The organism is Variovorax sp. ISS6 (genome assembly GCF_056523145.1).
Genome location: NZ_JAWRZC010000001.1, coordinates 2852417 through 2871445, shown reverse-complemented (window position 1 = coordinate 2871445; position 19029 = coordinate 2852417). Strand labels below are relative to the sequence as shown.

12 protein-coding genes and 1 CRISPR repeat array are annotated in these 19029 nt (G+C 64.9%); of the genes, 7 read left to right on the top strand and 5 right to left on the bottom strand.

Going from position 1 to position 19029, the window contains the following annotated elements; all coding sequences use genetic code 11:
- The first annotated feature begins 125 nt into the window (after window positions 1-125).
- The 5 genes from cas3f (at window position 126) to cas6f (ending at window position 7650) form a co-directional block, all read left to right on the top strand.
- Window positions 126-3449 (top strand): type I-F CRISPR-associated helicase Cas3f, encoded by a 3324-nt coding sequence (cas3f, locus tag AC1HIL_RS13070; RefSeq protein WP_479671937.1) that lies wholly within the window; start codon window positions 126-128, stop codon window positions 3447-3449.
- Window positions 3450-3532: 83 nt separating this feature from the next.
- Window positions 3533-4933, top strand: a complete 1401-nt coding sequence (csy1, locus tag AC1HIL_RS13065) for a type I-F CRISPR-associated protein Csy1 (protein WP_479671936.1) — start codon at window positions 3533-3535, stop codon at window positions 4931-4933.
- Entirely contained in the window at window positions 4930-5988 is a 1059-nt protein-coding gene (gene csy2 / locus AC1HIL_RS13060; RefSeq protein WP_479671935.1) for a type I-F CRISPR-associated protein Csy2, read from the top strand. Before csy1 ends, csy2 begins: the two co-directional genes overlap by 4 nt.
- 63 nt (window positions 5989-6051) lie before the next feature.
- On the top strand, window positions 6052-7068 hold the full coding sequence (csy3, locus tag AC1HIL_RS13055) for a type I-F CRISPR-associated protein Csy3 (RefSeq protein WP_479671934.1): 1017 nt from the start codon (window positions 6052-6054) through the stop codon (window positions 7066-7068).
- A gap of 6 nt (window positions 7069-7074) precedes the next feature.
- Entirely contained in the window at window positions 7075-7650 is a 576-nt protein-coding gene (gene cas6f, locus AC1HIL_RS13050) for a type I-F CRISPR-associated endoribonuclease Cas6/Csy4 (protein WP_479671933.1), read from the top strand.
- 129 nt (window positions 7651-7779) lie between these two features.
- Window positions 7780-10631: direct repeats of the CRISPR family, unit length 28 nt; unit sequence GTTCGCTGCCGCGTAGGCAGCTCAGAAA.
- A 138-nt stretch (window positions 10632-10769) separates the two neighbouring features.
- On the opposite strand, the gene AC1HIL_RS13045 is transcribed toward cas6f, so the two are convergent.
- From AC1HIL_RS13045 to AC1HIL_RS13025, 5 genes are all read right to left on the bottom strand, one after another.
- Entirely contained in the window at window positions 10770-13064 is a 2295-nt protein-coding gene (locus AC1HIL_RS13045; protein WP_479671932.1) for a xanthine dehydrogenase family protein molybdopterin-binding subunit, read from the bottom strand.
- A complete protein-coding gene (locus AC1HIL_RS13040; protein ID WP_479671931.1) occupies window positions 13061-13546 on the bottom strand; it encodes a (2Fe-2S)-binding protein in 486 nt (161 codons plus the stop codon). The genes AC1HIL_RS13045 and AC1HIL_RS13040 overlap by 4 nt, the downstream gene beginning before the upstream one ends.
- Complete coding sequence (locus AC1HIL_RS13035; RefSeq protein ID WP_479671930.1) at window positions 13543-14850, bottom strand: c-type cytochrome; 1308 nt, start codon at window positions 14848-14850, stop codon at window positions 13543-13545. The genes AC1HIL_RS13040 and AC1HIL_RS13035 overlap by 4 nt, the downstream gene beginning before the upstream one ends.
- Window positions 14851-15006: 156 nt before the next feature.
- The gene (locus AC1HIL_RS13030; RefSeq protein WP_261208092.1) at window positions 15007-15318 is read right to left on the bottom strand and encodes an NUDIX hydrolase; all 312 of its coding nucleotides are present in this window, start codon (window positions 15316-15318) and stop codon (window positions 15007-15009) included.
- 19 nt (window positions 15319-15337) lie between these two features.
- Window positions 15338-16048 (bottom strand): helix-turn-helix domain-containing protein, encoded by a 711-nt coding sequence (locus tag AC1HIL_RS13025; RefSeq protein WP_057589520.1) that lies wholly within the window; start codon window positions 16046-16048, stop codon window positions 15338-15340.
- Window positions 16049-16295: 247 nt separating this feature from the next.
- Here AC1HIL_RS13025 and AC1HIL_RS13020 point away from each other — a divergent pair, with 247 nt between their 5' ends.
- The gene (locus tag AC1HIL_RS13020; protein ID WP_422097746.1) at window positions 16296-17462 is read left to right on the top strand and encodes an NAD(P)/FAD-dependent oxidoreductase; all 1167 of its coding nucleotides are present in this window, start codon (window positions 16296-16298) and stop codon (window positions 17460-17462) included.
- 58 nt (window positions 17463-17520) lie between these two features.
- Entirely contained in the window at window positions 17521-18972 is a 1452-nt protein-coding gene (locus AC1HIL_RS13015) for a M81 family metallopeptidase (protein WP_479671929.1), read from the top strand.
- Window positions 18973-19029 lie beyond the last annotated feature (57 nt).

Below are 19029 nucleotides of genomic sequence, written 5' to 3'. Positions count from 1 at the left end.
CCGCAGACTAAGTATTTTCCCCCGAGTACTTGCAGTCTTGGGTCAGCTCCTGGTTCGATGACGGATTACGTCTGGCCGCTGCCCGACAGCTCCAGGAAACTGTGCTCGCAGAGATTGGAGACCGAATGGAAAAAGGTACGCGTTGCACGATCTTGATGGTAGGTGACGGGCGTCGGTTCAAAGCCGAAGACGCCACGCTAACCGACCCCAGCAGTCAGGATGTTTGCCGAGCCGGCGACGAGGCCAACTGGCATCGATTGCCTTTGCTGACGGCTCTGACCGCCCTGGCGGCCCTCATGCATGACCTGGGCAAAGCCACGCTGGCTTTTCAGCAACGACTACTAGAGGCTGGTGCGAGCGAGCGCAATCACTATCGTCACGAATGGGTATCCGTTCGGCTGTTTCAGGCCTTCGTGGGGCGAGAGGACGACCGTACCTGGCTGAGACGGCTAGCTGATGGCGCGCTCAACGATCACGATGATGCGGCCTTCGAAGACCTGTGGTTGGATCACGGCGGTGGACGGTTGTTGCGCGATGGCCTAGACACGGACGAAGAGAAGGATGGGCCACTCGGTGCCAACAATCCGTTCCGCGTTCTCCCGCCACTGGCTCAGGCGCTGGCTTGGCTGGTACTCACCCACCATCGCCTACCTTGCAAGCCGGTCCGCAGCGATCACGATGCAGGGCAAGATGGAAGGCTACGCGTGCGGCCTTTTGGCGCTCGACCGAGGTTCATCAATCCCGACGATCTGGATGGCCTGCTGGCACAGGTACATGCGGACTGGAACGAGCCGCGCGAGCGGCGGATGCGAGCAGAGATCGAGACCTATTGGCATTTTCCGCATGGCCTTCCGGTGCATGGGCCGGCATGGCGCAAGCAAGCTGCGCACTATGCGAAAAAACTGCTGATCTTGAGCGATGCGGGGAGCACCTCTTCTGTTCTGGACGATCCCTTCGTCATGCATGTTTCCCGCATGTGCCTGATGCTGGCCGATCATCACTATTCACGCCATGGCCTGGACGAACAGAACCAGCCCGTTGCAGCGCGTCGGCTCTACTTGCAGCCTGAGGCAAAGCTCGCGGCCAACACCACCTACACCCAGGAGCGGCGCCGTGTGCTCAATCAAACACTGGATGAGCATCTTCTGGGCGTGCAGGCTCATGCCACACTGATCACCCGCTCGCTGCCGACACTGGCGAGCAGCTTGCCGGCTTTGCAGAATCACCGGGAGCTGAAGAAGCGCAGTACCCAAGCGAGCTTTCAGTGGCAAGACAAGGCCGCGGTTCTGGCGACGGCTGTGCGCCAACGTTCGGCTGCCCACGGGGCGTTCATCGTCAATATGGCTTCCACCGGCTGCGGCAAGACGTTGGGCAATGCCCGCATCATGGACGCGCTGGCCGATCCCGCCATCGGCATGCGTTGCGCCTTCGCCATCGGCTTGCGCACCCTCACCCTGCAGACTGGCCGTGTCTTTCAAAAGGATCTGGGGCTGAACGATGAGCAGTTGGCCATCAGGGTTGGCGGTGCTTCCAGTCGCGCCCTGCTCGAGTATTGGGAACGCCAGGCCGAAGCCACCGGATCGGCATCTCGCCAGAGCCTGCTGGACGAAGGCGGGCAAGTGCTTTTCGAGGGCGATGCCCGGCACCCGCTGCTGGAGCGGCTGAGTGACGATGCACAGGTGCGATCGCTTCTGGCCGCGCCACTGTTGGCCTGCACCGTCGATCATCTGACGCCCGCGACTGAAAGCCTGCGTGGAGGTCGACAGATCGCTCCCATGCTGCGCTTGATGACGGGCGACCTGGTACTTGATGAACCCGACGACTTCGACATGGCCGACCTACCCGCGCTCGTGCGGCTGGTGCATTGGGCTGGACTTTTGGGAACACGTGTACTGCTGTCGTCGGCAACGTTGCCGCCAGCGCTGGTGGAAGGCCTGTTTCAGGCCTACTGCGTTGGGCGCGCGATCTTCCAGCGCAACCGCGGTGAACGCCCGACCGAGCCTGTGAATATCTGCTGCCTGTGGGTCGATGAATTCCATCAGGCAGCGCAGGATTGCCCTGACGCCAGTGGCTTCCGAGACGCGCACGCTGCCTTTGTGGAAAAACGAGCTGCCAAGCTCGCTCAAGCCGAAGTGCGTCGCCTTGCTCGAATAGCCGAATTGCCGCCAACGTGGCATGCAATGGAAAAATCGGTGCGGCGGACCGATTTCGCGAGATTCGTACTGGACCGGGCTTGGCAGCTCCATCAGCTCGAACAGAATCACATGGTCGATCCGATCAGCGGCAAGCGGTTGAGCCTGGGGCTGATACGCATGGCCAACATTGCGCCGCTGTTCGATGTCGCGTTGGCGATGTACCGTCAAGGCGCTCCAGCTCCTGGGGTGCGCGTGCACCTTTGCGTGTATCACTCGCAGTTCCCGTTGCTGGCGCGCTCGGCCATCGAAGCACAGTTGGACACCGTGCTCAATCGTCGAGCATCTGGCGACACCGTCGATCCATTGCCGCGCCATCCGGCAATCCGTGCACAGCTCGATGTTTTTCCCGAAGCGCATCACATGTTCATCGTGCTGGGTTCGCCTGTCACCGAGGTGGGCCGCGATCATGACTATGACTGGGCCATCGTCGAGCCCTCATCGATGCGCTCGCTCATTCAGTTGGCAGGTCGCGTGCGCCGCCACCGCAGCGGAAGTGCGAAGGAACTGAATCTGCTGGTGCTGGACAGCAATCTGCGCGCACTTGAAAGACCCGGAGACGCGGCTTTCTGTCAACCGGGTTTCGAGATGCACGCCAGCGCATCCGAGCGACGTGCCGATGGCAAATGGAACTCGAGCGCTCAGTTCCACCTGACATCGCATCTGTTGCAGAAAAGCCTGCCGGAATTGTCCGCAACGGATGCGATGCCCCTCGATGCAAGGCCGCGCATCGCCCCGCGCAAGTCGCTCAAGCCCCAGGAACGCATGGTAGACCTGGAGCACGGCCGCATGCGAGACAGCCTGTTGCCGCGCGGAGAAGGCAGCCACTTCTTTACGCCGATAGCGCGAGACACCACCCTTCATTGGGCGCATCCGGGAAACTTGTGGCTGACCGGCCTGCTGCCGCAGTTCCAGCGCTTTCGCTACGACCCTTTGCCGCGCGAAGAGGTTGCGCTGCTGCCCCTCGATGACGGCGAGGCTGAATTGCATCTGCACCGTGTTGCGAAAGGTGCGCAACCGGGAGAGCCACTGTTCGTGGACATCAACGATCTGCTGCACACCCTCGCCGATCGTGATCTTGCAGGCCCGGGGATAAGCCCCTGGTGTCACGCCGAGCTGTTGGGCGTGCTTGCATCGTGGGCGGAGAACCGAGACGAGAGCCTGCGCGAGAGCGCAGAAAAAGTCGCGACCGTAAGCCTCCCGGAATCTCGAGAAGGCTGGCGATTTCACTCGGTACTTGGATTCAACAAAGATTAAGGAGGCTTGGAAGAGCTGTTGCTATCACTCTCGGTCGGCATGGTGCCGACTGGAGGAATGTTGTCATGTCTGGAGGAGTTCCCATGTCTGATGTCCCTTCCCCAGGGCAAGCCGTGAGCTTTCACAGTGCGATCGATGCGTTCCTGCAGGAACGCCTGGATGCGAAGCTCGACAAGCTCAAGCCCGATGACCCCCTGCGTCCCGACCTGATTGCTCAGCACCAACGCGGTCCTTGGCTGGAAAACGCCGCCACGAGGGTGCGACAGATCCAGGCCGTGACTCACGCGCTCAAGCCCGTGCATCCCGACGCGCGCGGCACCAACCTTTACGTGGAGCCCCAAACGCTTCCCCCTCTGAACGAGGTCGGCAGCCATGCCTTGGGTCGCAGCTTTTCCATGGACGTGGTGGGCAATGCCGCCGCGTTGGACGTCTACAAGCTGCTCAAGCTTGAAGTGAACGGGTGCAGCCTTTTGCAGGCTCTGAAGGCTGGTGAATCAGACGCGTGGAAGGCATTGAACGAAGACCCTGCGCAGGCACAGGTGCTCGGCGAAGCTTTGCTTGGCTTGATGGCAGAACGAGGAGGCGAGGCCAGTACGCATGTACGTGCAAAGCAACTTTATTGGTTGGTGGGCGAGGATGCCACTGATGACACCCAGTATCACCTGCTCGCTCCGTTGCATGCCACCTCGCTTGCGCAGTCGATCTACGAAGAGCTGCAGGATGCGCGCTTTGGCGAGGTAAACAAGCAGGCCCGACAGGCTCGGCGCGATGGCCTACCGCACGAGGGCATCTACCGCGAGTACCGAGATCTCGCGGTGCAGAAGATGGGAGGGACGAAGCCACACAATATTTCGCAGCTCAATAGCGAGCGACGCGGAGACAACTATCTGCTGGCCTCGCTACCGCCTCGATGGAAGGGTGAGCGCAACTACCTGCCCGTGCATGCGGCGTCCATTTTCGATCGCAGCTTCAATGCACGTCCTCTTGTGCGAGACGTAGTTCAAGTGCTGTCAGCCTTTCTGCTGAGCGACCCACCAAAGAATCAGGCGACGCGCCAGCGCGTGGAAAGCTTGGTGGACGCTTTGGTGGATGAGATGGTGATCTATGCCGGAGAGCTGCTGCACCAGCCGGCCGGCTGGACACGTGACGAACGATTCCAGCAATTGGCCCGTCCCGAGATGCTCTGGCTGGATCCCTTCCGCTGCGAACTGGAGGATGAGCACCAGTTCGCCAGCGACTGGCTCGGCACGGATTGGCCGACCCAGGTGGGTGCGCGATTCGGACGTTGGTTGAACGGCCAGTTGAAGGGTCGGCTTCCCACCGTCGGCGTGGCTGAGTCCCGGCAGTGGCGAAACGTCTTGCTGGACGAGGACGGTAGCTGGGTGCAACAGTTGCGCGCATTGCGCAATCAACTGCATGTACCGGAGTACCGCGACCTTCAAGAGCCCGGTGACGTGTTGACGACGGTGCGAGGTGGCGTGTGAGCTTCCCGACCTCTCGGGCGCTGCTGGTCCTGCCCTACCTCCGCATACAGAACGCCAATGCCATCTCCAGTCCATTGACACACGGGTTCTCCTCCATCACAGCTTTCATCGGTCTGATGTGGGCGCTTCAACGCAAGCTGGCGACGCAAGGCATTCCCCTGCAGCTGTTGCAAGTGGGCGTGATATGCCACGACTACGAGGAGCAGGTGGTGGATGGTCACGTGAAGACCTTCAGGCTCACACGCAACCCCGTGGACAAAGATGGAAGCACCGCGGCCATCGTGGAGGAAGGCCGCATCCACCTGAAAATCACGCTGGTATTTCTGCTCAAGCAGGCATCACTGCCCGACGGCTCAACCGCTCTGCTGATACAAGACAACCAGTCCGCGCTGGACGAATGGGCCCGCAAGCTCGGCGATACCGTGGCGACCATGCGGGTCGCGGGCGGTACTGTGTTGCCCAGTCAGCCACGACCCGGACAGCGCACACGGCCTTGGATGGCGGTGCTACCCGAAGACGCCGAGGCCCAGGCTCAGTGCTTCGCGCGCTGGAGACGTCAATGGCTGCCCGGCTATGCGTTGGTAGGACGCGATGACCTCCTGGCTTCGCGCTTGACTCATCTGCGCGAGCGACAACCGCAAGCTACTGTGCTCGATGCCTGGCTGCACGCCGCTCGCTTCAATCACGAAGCTGGTGCTGTAGAGCCTGCCTCGGAAGAGGTTGGACCTTCGCGTCCCGGGGTGCGGTGGGCCGACCCCTTGCGTGGCAAGGGCTCGGGCTGGACTGTCCCTATTCCCGTGGGGTATGCGCGACTCACTGCCGAACCGGTGCAAGCAGGGCTGGTGGCCAACGCGCGCGATGCGCGAACGCCGGTGTCCTTCGTGGAGTCCGTCTACTCCCTGGCTGAATGGATCAGTCCACATCGACTCGATCGCGTGCAGGACCTCCTATGGCGAGCGGAAACCGACGCGCAGAAGGGCTTGTACCGCTGCCATAGCGGCTACGCGCGCAGCGATGCGCAACGCCTCGACGAGGTCATGCCCGATTTCGACTGACTCCGGCTCGCTCGCCTTCACTGGCGATTGCTCGCAATCATCTTTACCCAGAAAGAACACCTCATGTCCGACAAGATCACGACCCCTTCCGTCCTCGCCTTCGAGCGAAAGCTCGATCCCTCCGATGCAGTGCTTCACGCCGGCAGTTGGGAAGAGCGTTCCAGCCCCGCTGCATGGAGTCCCGTGGCGATCCACCCCAAGTCCGTGCGGGGCACCATTTCCAACCGTCTCAAGACCAAGGATCAGGACCCAAGCAAGCTCGATGCTGCCATTGAGAGCCCGAATCTGCAGACTGTGGACGTGGCTACGCTTCCAGCCGGTGCAGACACGCTGAGGGTGCAGTTCACTTTACGTGTGCTGGCTGGTGCAGGCACCCCATCGGCTTGCAACAACGCCGTCTATCAAGCCAAGTTGCTGAGCACGGTACGAGGCTATGTGCAAGCCAATGGTTTCATCGAACTGGCTAGGCGCTATGCCGCCAACCTGGCAAACGGCCGCTTTCTCTGGCGCAATCGCGTCGGTGCGGAAATGGTCGAAGTGCGCGTCGACCGCCTGCAGAACGGACAGGCCACGAAGTCCTGGAACTTCGATGCGCTCTCCCATGACCTCCGCGCGATGGCAGCCACTGGCAACGAGCTTCAAGAGCTGGCGCAGGTGGTTGCCGGTGGGCTGGAAGGTACCGAGCACGTGCTGCTGCAGGTGAGTGCCTTCGTGCGCCTCGGGGCTGGACAGGAGGTTTTCCCTTCACAGGAGTTGATCCTGGACAAGGGTGGTACGCGCAAAAGCAAGACTCTCTACGACGTGCAGAATGTCGCCGCCATTCACTCGCAGAAGATTGGCAATGCCATTCGTTCCATCGACACTTGGTACGAAGGCGCGCAGGAGCTTGGCCCGATCGCCGTGGAACCCTATGGCTCGGTGACTACGCAGGGAAAAGCTTATAGACAGCCCAAGCAAAAGCAGGACTTCTACACGCTTTTGGACAATTGGCTTCTCAAGGACCAGGTCCCGCCTGTCGAGCAACAGCATTTCGTGATGGCCGTGCTGATCCGTGGCGGTGTATTTGGTGATGCGAGCTGAGTCGCCATGACCACGCACTACATCGACATCCGCCTGCGCCCCGATCCCGAATTCAGCCAGGTTCATCTGCTGGGGGCTCTGGTGGCCAAACTGCACCGCGCGCTTGTGCAATTGCAGGCAAGCGACATCGGAGTGAGTTATCCGGAACATGTGTTGAAGCCTCTATCGAAGCGTGGCCTTGGCGCGCAGATGCGACTTCACGGCACGCCTGAGGCCTTGAGACGCTTGACCGAAATGGATTGGCTTCGGGGCATGCGGGATCATGTGCACGTCGGCGACGTGATGCAGGCACCTGCGGATGCAGCGCATCGGCAGGTGTTGCGGCGCCAGTTCAAGACCAACGTAGATCGCCTGCGTCGCCGCCGGATGCGCCGCAAGGGCGAGACTGCGGAACAAGCCGCCATGGCAATCCCTGACCATGTAGAGCGCCGGCCGGAATTGCCCTACGTCCAGGCGCGAAGCAGCAGCACCGGACAGCCCTTCTGCCTCTTTGTCGATCACGGGCCATTGCAGGCGGAGGCAAGGCCGGGCGAATTCAATACCTATGGGTTGAGTCAAGGCGCGACCGTTCCATGGTTTTGACCCTTTTTCCCAGGCTTGGCGTTGAGCCAATGAAATCAAGCACTTACGAAATCGTCCAGGATTTGGGTCTGAGGTTGTAGGTCGTAGATTTCTTCTTTTGGCACAACGAGTTACGGCTATCGGGGGATTGTTCGCTGCCGCGTAGGCAGCTCAGAAAATGTCTGCGAATGCATTGCTTCCGGCCGCGGCGTTCGCTGCCGCGTAGGCAGCTCAGAAATCCTCCAGCGCCGCATTGGCACGCTGGTCGCCGTTCGCTGCCGCGTAGGCAGCTCAGAAATGAGACGCAGACCATGAACACCGCAACCGATGGTTCGCTGCCGCGTAGGCAACTCAGAAATGCAGGCCCAGCGCAAGTCCGGCCGCATCGAGGTTCGCTGCCGCGTAGGCAGCTCAGAAATTGACCGTCCCCGACACGACGCCGATGGTCAGGTTCGCTGCCGCGTAGGCAGCTCAGAAAGCCAGTGCACCGACTGCCCGAAAGACGGGATTGTTCGCTGCCGCGTAGGCAGCTCAGAAACTGCGCAATGCGGCGCTGGAGGAGGCGGCGAAGTTCGCTGCCGCGTAGGCAGCTCAGAAATCGAGCGGGTACCCCCCCACCCCTCTATCCTGGTTCGCTGCCGCGTAGGCAGCTCAGAAAACCCAGACCCAGCATGCCCAGCAGCAGCGGCCGTTCGCTGCCGCGTAGGCAGCTCAGAAAGGATGCCCGTCGGCGTTGACGGTCAACATCGCGTTCGCTGCCGCGTAGGCAGCTCAGAAAATCGAAGCACGCGAATACACCTCGTGGCGCGTGTTCGCTGCCGCGTAGGCAGCTCAGAAAGAACTGCGGCTCATTCTGTGCGACCCCAACATGGTTCGCTGCCGCGTAGGCAGCTCAGAAAACCACGTACAACGGCAGCACGATCACCTCGGACGTTCGCTGCCGCGTAGGCAGCTCAGAAATTCTGGGTCTTGTCGTTCAGGCGCTTCGACAAGTTCGCTGCCGCGTAGGCAGCTCAGAAAAATGACGGCAGCCGAGGCGCTCAGTCTTCGCTGTTCGCTGCCGCGTAGGCAGCTCAGAAAATAAGGCCGTGCGCTACGCGGCGGACGACTGGGTTCGCTGCCGCGTAGGCAGCTCAGAAACCTTCGGGCTGCCGCAGCCGACGGCGATCTACGTTCGCTGCCGCGTAGGCAGCTCAGAAATCCGGCATGGCGCGCTCGATCGCGTGGCGCTCGTTCGCTGCCGCGTAGGCAGCTCAGAAATTCCGCATCGACGTCGAACCCGACGACATCACGTTCGCTGCCGCGTAGGCAGCTCAGAAAGGCCCACGGAGACCGACTGATGGCCGCCCCAAGTTCGCTGCCGCGTAGGCAGCTCAGAAAGTGTGCTTCTGTGCGGTAGGCGCGCTGTTCCGGTTCGCTGCCGCGTAGGCAGCTCAGAAAAGACGGCGCAGGTCGAAGAGAACGGCCGCAAGGTTCGCTGCCGCGTAGGCAGCTCAGAAATGCCCGAAGCGCTCGGGCGCGAATCCGGAGCTGTTCGCTGCCGCGTAGGCAACTCAGAAAACTTTGAAAGGCTGATTCATGAAGCGTTCTCTGTTCGCTGCCGCGTAGGCAGCTCAGAAAAGCTCGGCGGTCGAGCGCGTCAGCTTGCCCTCGTTCGCTGCCGCGTAGGCAGCTCAGAAATTGTTGACGCCGAACCATGCGGAGACGCCGGCGTTCGCTGCCGCGTAGGCAGCTCAGAAATCATGGCATCACACTCCTGCAGGCCGTGTAGATGTTCGCTGCCGCGTAGGCAGCTCAGAAACGCGCTCATTCGCAACTCCCTCGGCCCCAGGTGGTTCGCTGCCGCGTAGGCAGCTCAGAAAGGCCGCGCCAACCATGCGGCAGCGCGCGATCGGTTCGCTGCCGCGTAGGCAGCTCAGAAATCTGGACGCCCGACGCCGACGGCTACTGGAGGGTTCGCTGCCGCGTAGGCAGCTCAGAAATGATCGTGCCCAGCACGCAGGAGGGCACCGGCGTTCGCTGCCGCGTAGGCAGCTCAGAAATGCGTGCCCGGCGCGGCCGCGAGCGCCGAGCCGTTCGCTGCCGCGTAGGCAGCTCAGAAAGTACTGACGGCCATGAGCGATGATGTGCGTGAGTTCGCTGCTGCGTAGGCAGCTCAGAAATCGCACGGCAGCAGGTCGGTTTCGATCGCGCCGTTCGCTGCCGCGTAGGCAGCTCAGAAAGATGCGCTCTCGGCTGCTGGCGCTGCGCGACAGTTCGCTGCCGCGTAGGCAGCTCAGAAAATGATGATCCGGCTGCCTTCGTTGTGCAGGCCGTTCGCTGCCGCGTAGGCAGCTCAGAAATTGTGCTGAGCCGGCGTGAGAACGAATTTCTTGTTCGCTGCCGCGTAGGCAGCTCAGAAATATGGTGGCGACGACCCCGCCCCCAACAGGGTGTTCGCTGCCGCGTAGGCAGCTCAGAAAACAGAGAACAACCACCGCTTCTGCTGCTACTGGTTCGCTGCCGCGTAGGCAGCTCAGAAATCTCCGATTGCGGCAGCGGCGCGGGTGATGCAGTTCGCTGCCGCGTAGGCAGCTCAGAAACTTCGCGCCCTGGGTGGGCTGAAGTGCTGCGGGTTCGCTGCCGCGTAGGCAGCTCAGAAAAACTGGAAGGCTCGAGGGATGCCATCCGAGTGGTTCGCTGCCGCGTAGGCAGCTCAGAAAAGGTCGGCGTGCGGAGGATAGTGGTCTCGGAGGTTCGCTGCCGCATAGGCAGCTCAAAAAATGGCAAGAAGCGTTGCGATTTCGGTGGTGGAGTTCGCTGCCGCGTAGGCAGCTCAGAAATGCCCCGCACTGGCTTGGCGGTGCACGGAGGGGGGCGCTGCCGCGTAGACAGCTCAAGAATCAACACGGCCCCCGCGACGAACAGACGATATTTTCACTGCCGCGTAGGCAGCTCAGAAACTCGCCCTGGATGGGCTGGAGTGCTGCACACCGTTCGCTGCCGCGTAAGCAGCTCGGAAATCGAGCCGAAAGACTGAACCAGTTGAGCCCGCGAAAGCCAAGGTTTTTCTGAGGATCATTTGCAAACACCAGCGCGAGCTGCGACCTCCCCACACCGAATCTTCAAGGTCGTAGCACCCATTGTCAGCCTCCACAGCCTCAACCCTGGCTGTATTCCCTCAGCCTCCGCCCCGCCGCCAACGGCAACCCCCGCAACCTCCGCCCCGTAGCATCCGCAATCGCATTCCCCAACGCCGCAGGCGCCGGCCCCTGCGAAGCTTCACCGGTCCCAAGAAACGGCGCCCCGGGCCGATCGATGATGTGCACCTCCACCTTCCGCGGCACGTCCGAGAACCGCATGATCGGATAGCGGCTCCAGTCGTAGCTGCGGATGCGCTGGGCGTCGTACTGCACCTGCTCGTACAGGGTCCAGCTGGCCGACTGCAGGATGCCGCCCTCCACCTGGTTGCGCACGCCGTCGGGGTTGACGACCTGGCCGCAGTCGATGGCCGCGATGGCGCGCTCGATGCGGATCTCGCCGGTCTCCGGCACGATCGACACCTCGACCGCGAGCGCGAGGTAGCTCATCAGGTTCTTGTACTGGGCGAATGAGAAGCCCACGCCGCGGTTCGGCACGCGCTTGCGCCTGGGGTCCCAGCCGAACTTCTTCGCCGCGAGCTGCACCACGTCGCGCCCGCGCGGGTCGTCGAGGTGACGCAGCCGGAACTCGACCGGATCGGCGCCCGCGGCGGCGGCCAGCTCGTCCATGAAGCTCTCGATGGTGAAGACGTTCATGTACGCACCGAGCCCGCGCATGGCCGATACGCGCACGGGCATGTCGGGCAGGAAGTGGTGCTCGACGTTGTAGTTGGCGAAGTTGTACAGCGGCAGGCTGTTGCGGTCGCCGCCGCCCTCGGGCATGGGAATGGGCTTGGGCGGCGCCGGCGTGAAGGGCTTCGCGAGGTACTGCGCGGAGATGAAGCGCCCGGCGTTGTCCAGGCGCTGGTTGTGCGAGTTGCTCCAGATCTCGTACTGCCAGTCGACCACGCGGCCGCTGGCGTCGAGCGAGGCCTTCACGTCGGTGACCATCGCAGGGCCGAAGGGCTCCCAGGTGAACTCGTGCTCGCGCATCCATTGCAGCCGCACCGGCCGACCCGGCACGGCGCGCGCGATGAGCGCGGCCTCGGCGCCTGCATCGTCGGCGGCGTTGTGGCCGTAGCAGCCCGAGCCTTCGACGTGCACGCAGCGGATGTCCTCGGGCTTCATCGAAAGCAGTTCCGACAGCGCGCCGCGCATCGGGAACACGCCCTGCGAATGGGTCCACACGGTGAGCTTGCCCTGCGCGTCGAACTGCGCGACGGCGCACGAAGGGCCGATCGACGCATGCGCGAGGTAGGGCTTGGTGAAGCGCGCATGCAGGGTCTTGGCCGCGGGCACGGTCTCGCCATGGCGGTCGCCGACGTGGATCTCCTGCCGCGGCAGTTTCATCAAGGTGTCGTAGATGGTGGCCGGGGTGGGCAGCGCGGCGCTCTCCTGCCAGCGCGCGGCCTCGGTGAGCGCGCGCATGGCCTGGATGGCCTGCCACTCGTCCTGCGCCACCACGGCCAGGAAGCTGCCGTCGCGCACCACCTTGACGACGCCCGGCATCTTCTCGACGGCCGCGCTGTCGACCCCGGTGAGCACGGCGCCGTACGACGGCGGCCGCACCATGCGCGCATGCACCATGCCCGGCAGGCGCATGTCCTGCACATAGCTCGCACCGCCGGTGACCTTGCCCGGGATGTCGAGCCGCCGGCGCGACTGGCCGATGACGCGGTGCTGCTTCGGGTCGACCAGCTCAGAGCGCGGCTCGGCGCGCCGGTGCAGGTCGAGGCCGCTCACGGCCTGGCCGTAGCTCAGGGTGCGGCCGTCGGGGGCGGAGATGACGCCGTTGCGCAGCTTGAGGGTGTCTGCCGCCACGCCGAGCTTGCCGGCGGCCGAACCGACCAGCAGCACGCGCACCTGTGCCGCCGCGTTGAGGATGGCGGTGCCGCTGTCGGCGGTGGAATGGCTGCCGGCCGTGTAGCCCTCGTTGGGCGTGATGGCGGTGTCGGCCGTCACCAAGTGCACCGCCTCGAAGGGCACGCTCAGCTCTTCTGCGGCGATCTGCGTGAAGGCGGTGCGGATGCCGGTGCCGAGTTCTGCCTTGCCGGTCCACACGGTGATGCGGCCCTGCTCGTCGATGCGGATCCAGGCGTCGAGCATGGGCGTTCCGGTGAGGTCGCCCGGCAGCTTGGTGGCGCCGGCATCGAGCGCGCTGGGCGCGCCCGCCTCGGTGGCCTGCTTGCCCTGCTGGGCCAGCGCGGCGGCGCCGGGCCAGAGCGAGAAGCTCACGGTGAGCGAGCCCGCGGCCAGGAAGTGGCGCCGGCTCGGGTTGCGCAGGGTGGCATCGTGCCGCTGTGCGGGGCGGCTCATCGCGATGCTCCTTGCCGTGCGGTGCCGGCCAGCGTCTTCGAGGCCTCGACGATCGCGGCCACGATGCGCATGTGGGTGCCGCAGCGGCAGAGGTTGGGTTGCATGTGCTGGCGGATCTCTTCCTCGTCGGCGCCCGGGCGCTCGTCGAGCAACGCCTGCGCGCGCATCACCATGCCGGCGATGCAGTAGCCGCACTGGGCCGACTGCTTCTCGATGAAGGCCTGCTGGATCGGCGCGGGCTTGTCGGCGCTGCCCAGGCCCTCGATGGTGCGCACCGCGCGCTTGCCCACCGCCGACACCGGCATCAGGCACGAGAACACGGGGCGCTTGTCGACGATCACGGTGCAGGCGCCGCACTGGCCGAGGCCGCAGCCGTACTTGGCGCCGTTGAGCTTGAGGTGGTTGCGCAGCGCATACAGCAGCGGCATGGAGGGGTCGATGTCGAGCGCGTGGTCGACGCCGTTGACGGTGAGCGTGATCATTTCGGCAGTGCCTCCTTCTCCTTGCGGACCTTCGCAACCTCGTTCTGCAGATCGGGCCAGGCCGGACGCTGCGTGGCGCTGGCGCGCACGTAGCGCAGCACCTCGGCGACCTGCTCGTCGCTCAGCACATCGGCGAACGGCGGCATGTAGTGCGCCGATGCCGAGCCGCCCCACGGGTTGCCGCCCAGCACCAGATTGATGGCGTTGCGCGCGCTGTCGGCATTGACCGCCGTGCTCAGGCCGAGCGCGGGGCGGTCGCCGATGGTGCGCATGGGCGCAGCGGCGCCGTGGCAGCCAGCGCACGAGCCGTTGAACAGCGCGGCTCCGGCATCGACGCGCTGGCCTGCGGGCACGGCCGCGGCGGCGACCGAAGCCGACGCAGCCGCCTTGGTTGGGTCGGCCTGAGCTGCGGGCTGCATGCCCATGATGTAGGTCGCGATCGCGCGCACGTCCGACTCGGGCACGTCGGCCAGGTGCTGCGTCACCGGCAGCATCGGCCCCGCGGCCGCACCGTGTTCGCTCGCGAGGCCGGTGCGCAGGTAGGACACGAGCTGCTCCTTCGTCCACGGCCTGGGCGCGCTGGCCAGTGCATTCAGCGGTGGCGCTTCCCAGCCGTCGATGAGGTTGCCCGCGAAGGGCTGGCTGCTCTTCTCGGCGCCGAGCAGGTTCATCGGCGTGTGGCAGGCCGCGCAGTGCGCCACGCCTTCCACCAGATAGCGGCCGCGCAGCCATTCGTCGGACTGCGCCGTGCCGGGCGCGGGCAGCGGACCCTTCTGCAGGAACAGCAGGTTCCAGCCCGCGACCAGCGGCCGAAAGCCGAGCGGGAACGTGAGCTGGTTGGCCCTGGCCGGCGCATGCACCGGCGTGCGCGCCATCAGGTAGGTATAGAGCGCGCCGATGTCGTCGTCGGACATGCGCGTGAAGTGCGGATAGGGAAAGGCCGGGTACAGCAGGTGCCCGTCGCGCGACACGCCGGCGCGCATGGCGCGCGTGAAGGCCTCGAGCGACCAGGTGCCGATGCCGGTCTCGGCATCGGGCGTGATGTTGGTGCTGTAGATGGTGCCGAAGGGCGTGTTGAGCGGCAGCCCACCCGCGAAGGGTTTGCCGTTGGCGGCCGTGTGGCACACCATGCAGTCGCCCGTGCTGGCCACGTGCGAGCCTCGCACCAGCAGCGCCTGGTCGCTACTGGACGGCGGTGGCGTGGGCAAGGCCGAGATGGCCGGCTCCCACGCATAGGCAAAGGCCGCGCCAACGGCAGCAGCCGCGACGACCAGCAGCGTCGCGATCTTGTTTCTCGTGTTCATTCGTCCATCCTGCCCGGCCGGGTTTGCGTACGGCGCATCGCTTCATCGTGGGCGGCGCGGATGCTACGCGGCAAGAATTAGATGGGAGTTCGGGCTTGGAGATACCTGAGTCGAATGCGGGTCGGTGTCGGGCCTTGCTGCCCCGGCGTCGCTTTTTCAGTCAGCAGGAAATTCCGCCCTTGGCCGAGATATCCATGGCGAGTTCTTGTCTTCGCGCCGAGCAAACCAACCCAGCGGCAGGTTCGCGAGTTCAACGAGGGTTTCTTCCAACTGAACCAGCTGCTTCAGCCCCACGATCATTGCCTCTGACGCATCCGCACCGCCGCCGGGCAGCATCTGCCAGGCGCCGTCGTCCTCGTCGTGGAACACGAGCAGGATCGGCGCAGCCTCGTTCATGATGGACCTCACGGTGAAGCACGCAACATTCGGTGCATCGCTGAAAGGCCAGGTGTCGTCGGAAATGGACATGCTCTTGTTCAGTGAAACATCAAGCCTTGCCGGCGCGCCCTAACTTCTTCTTCGCCACCGCCTCCACGGCTTCCACCTCCGGCGCCTCCCGCGCCGACTTCATGTGCCCGCTCTCCCCGATCGTCATCCCCACGATCTTCGCCAACTGCCTGCTCACGCTGATGTACGCGTGCCCGAGGCGGCTGTCGAAATAGAGCGAATCCCCACGACCCAGCCGCACCACCTCGCCGTTGTCGAAGTGCACCTCGATCTCGCCCGAGAGCACATAGGCGAACTCCTCGCCCGAGTGGCGCACGAAGTCCTCGGGGCCGTGGATGCGCCGCGCGTGCACCACGCCGACGATGGGGCTCATCTGCTTGCCGGCGGCGGTGGTGCCGAGGAACTCGTAGGCGATCGACAGGCCGCGGTACACCACGCCCTTGCCGGCGCGCGTGACGACGGGGCCGTCGAACTGGGCGGGCTTGACGCCGGCGCCCGCGAACATGGCGTTCATGTCCATGTCGAGCGCGCGGCCCAGGGCTGTGAAGTTCTCGTAGCCCAGCGCGAGCTGGCCGCGCTCGGCGCGCGAGATGGTGGTGATCGACACGCCCGAACGCTCGGCCAGTTGCGCCAGCGTCCAGCCGAAACGCTTGCGCGCGGTGCGCAGGCGATAACCGAAAGTGGTGCGGTCCAGCGTGGGCGCGGCCTCCTTCGGCTTCGCCGCCTGCTTGGTCCCTGTATGTGGATTCACGCTTGGCTCTCTCTTGTGATGCGCAGGATTCTGCCAGTCCATCCGCCGCCCCTCCACCGCCGGGCCGCCGCGGCCGGGCCCGAAATTTGCGTATGCGCAAATTGCAAGTACGCAAATTTCACCGCCATGGTGCAACGAACGTCCTGGGCCCTTCGCAGCGTCCTCACTCTGCACGAGACGATGCCAAAGGAACTCAGGGCTTTCGATAATTTGCGTATACGCAAATTTGTTCCTACACTGCGCCGCGATGACAACGACCGAACACACCACCGCCACCGCCGACTTCCTCGTGATCGGCGGCGGCATCGCCGGCGCCTCGGTGGCGCACTGGCTCGCGCCGCATGCCCGCGTGATCCTGCTCGAACGCGAGAACCAGCCGGGCTACCACTCCACGGGCCGCTCGGCCGCGCTCTTCATGGAGAGCTACGGCACGCCGCAGGTGCGCGCGCTCACGATGGCCAGCCGCGCCTTTCTCGAGAACCCGCCGCCGGGCTTCGCCGAGCATCCGCTGCTGACGCCGCGCGGCGCGATGATGATCGCGGGCCCGGGCCAGGAGGCGCAGCTCGAGGAACACTGGCAGGTGCTGCAGGGCATGCCCGGCGATCCGCGCCGGCTCGGTGCCGACGAAGCATGCGCGATGGTGTCGGCGCTGCGGCCCGAGCAGGTGATCGGCGCGGTCTACGAACCCGACGCGGCCGACATGGACGTGCATGCGATCCACCAGGGCTACCTGCGCGGCATGCGGCGCGCGGGCGGGCAGCTGGTGTGCGATGCGGGCGTGACGGCCATCGAGCGCGTGGGCGAGGTCTGGCGCGTGCAGGCCGGCGGGCGCGGCTACGAGGCACCGGTGGTGCTCAATGCGGCGGGCGCCTGGGTCGATACCGTGGCTCGGCTCGCGGGCGTGCCGCCCATCGGTATCGAGCCGCGCCGGCGCTCGGCCTTCATCTTCGCGCCGCCCGAGGGCGAGGCCGCGACGGCCGCGCGCTGGCCCATGGTGTTCGGCGCCGACGAGGACTGGTACATCAAGCCCGACGCCGGCATGCTGCTCGGCTCGCCGGCCAATGCCGACCCGGTGGAGCCGCAGGACATCCAGCCCGAAGAGCTCGACATCGCGATCGCGATCGACCGCATCGAGCAGGTGACCACGCTCTCGATCCGCCGCCCCACGCGCACCTGGGCCGGCCTGCGTTCCTTCGTGGCCGACGGCGACCTGGTCGGCGGCTTCGATCCCGAGGCGCCGGGCTTCTTCTGGGTCGCGGCGCAGGGCGGCTACGGCATCCAGACCTCGGCCGCGATGGGCGAGGCCTGCGCGGCGCTGGCACGCGGGCTGCCACTGCCCGAGCGCATCGCGGGCTTCGGGCTCACGGCCGAGATGCTCGGGCCGCAACGGCTGCGCAGCAAGGTCGCGGCCTGAGGCGCGGCGCCCCTTTTTCCTTCCTTCTTCCCTCTACCCCGAGAACAAGAGAAACCCCATGCGTGTCTTCAGTGCCTCCCTCGCCACCGAAACCAACACCTTCGCGCCCATGCCCACGGGCCTGGCCTCGTTCAAGGACCGCGGCTACTTCCCCGCCGGCAAGCATCCCGAAGCGATGACGCTGTTCTCGGGCCCGCTGTGGGCCGCGCGCATCCGCGGCAAGGAGCGCGGCTGGACGCTGTTCGAAGGCATGGTGGCCGGCGCGCAGCCCAGCGGCACGACCACGCGCCATGCCTACGAGACGCTGCGCGACGAGCTGCTGGCCGATCTGCGCGCGGTGCTGCCGGTCGACATGGTGCTGCTGGGCCTGCACGGCGCGATGGTGGCCGACGGCTACGACGACTGCGAAGGCGACCTGCTGAAGCGGGTGCGCGAGATCGTGGGCCCGAAGGTGGTGATCGGCGCCGAACTCGATCCGCACAACCACCTCACGCCCGAGATGGTGGCCAACGCCGACCTGATGATCTCGTTCAAGGAGTACCCGCACACCGACGTGCTCGAGCGCGGCATGGAACTGGTCGACATCTGCGCGGCGCAGGTCGAGGGCAAGGTGAAGCCGGTGGCCGCGATGGTCGACTGCGACATGATCGTGACGGTCCACACCTCGCGCCAGCCGGCGCGCGGCTTCGTCGAGCGCATGCAGTCGCTCGAGGGCAAGGACGGCGTGCTCTCGGTCTCGCTCACGCATGGCTTCTCGTGGGGCGACGTGCCCGAGATGGGCACCAAGCTGCTGGTCTACACCGACGGCGACGCGGCCAAGGCGCAGGCCCTGGCGCGCCAGCTGGCCAACGAGGTGATCGCGATGCGCGACGCGCTCACGGTCCCCTATCCCGGCATCGACGCCTCGCTCGACGCGGCGCTGGCCTTCGACGGCGGCCCGGTAGTGCTGGCCGATGGCGCCGACAACCCCGGCGGCGGCGCGGCCAGCGATTCGACCTTCATCCTGCGCCGCATGGTCGAGCGCGGCATCACCAATGCGGCGCTGGGCCCGATGTGGGACCCGATCGCGGTGCGCATCGCCTTCGACGCGGGCGTGGGCGCGAAGCTCACGATGCGCATCGGCGGCAAGATCAGCCCGCTCTCGGGCGACCCGATCGACCTCGATTGCACGGTGAAGGCGCTGCAGCGCGACCTGGTGATGACCGGCCTGGCGGGCACGCCGGTGCTGATGGGCGACAGCGCGCTGGTGGAAGCCAACGGCATCGAGATCGTGCTGATCACGCTGCGCAACCAGGCGATGGGCACCGACCTCTTCACGCAACTGGGCTGCGACTTGGCGGCCAGGAAGATCGTGGTGGTGAAGTCCTCGCAGCACTTCTATGCCTCGTACTCGAAGGTCGCCAGGCATGTGATCTACGCGGGTGCGCCGGGCGCGGTCACGCTCGACCTCAACACCCTGCCCTACCGCAAGGCGCGGCTGCCCAAGTGGCCGATCGGCGCCACGGCCTGACGCTTCGTTTTTTCTTTCTCCCTCGTTCCCTTTCCTTTTTCTCAGCCACGGAGTTCC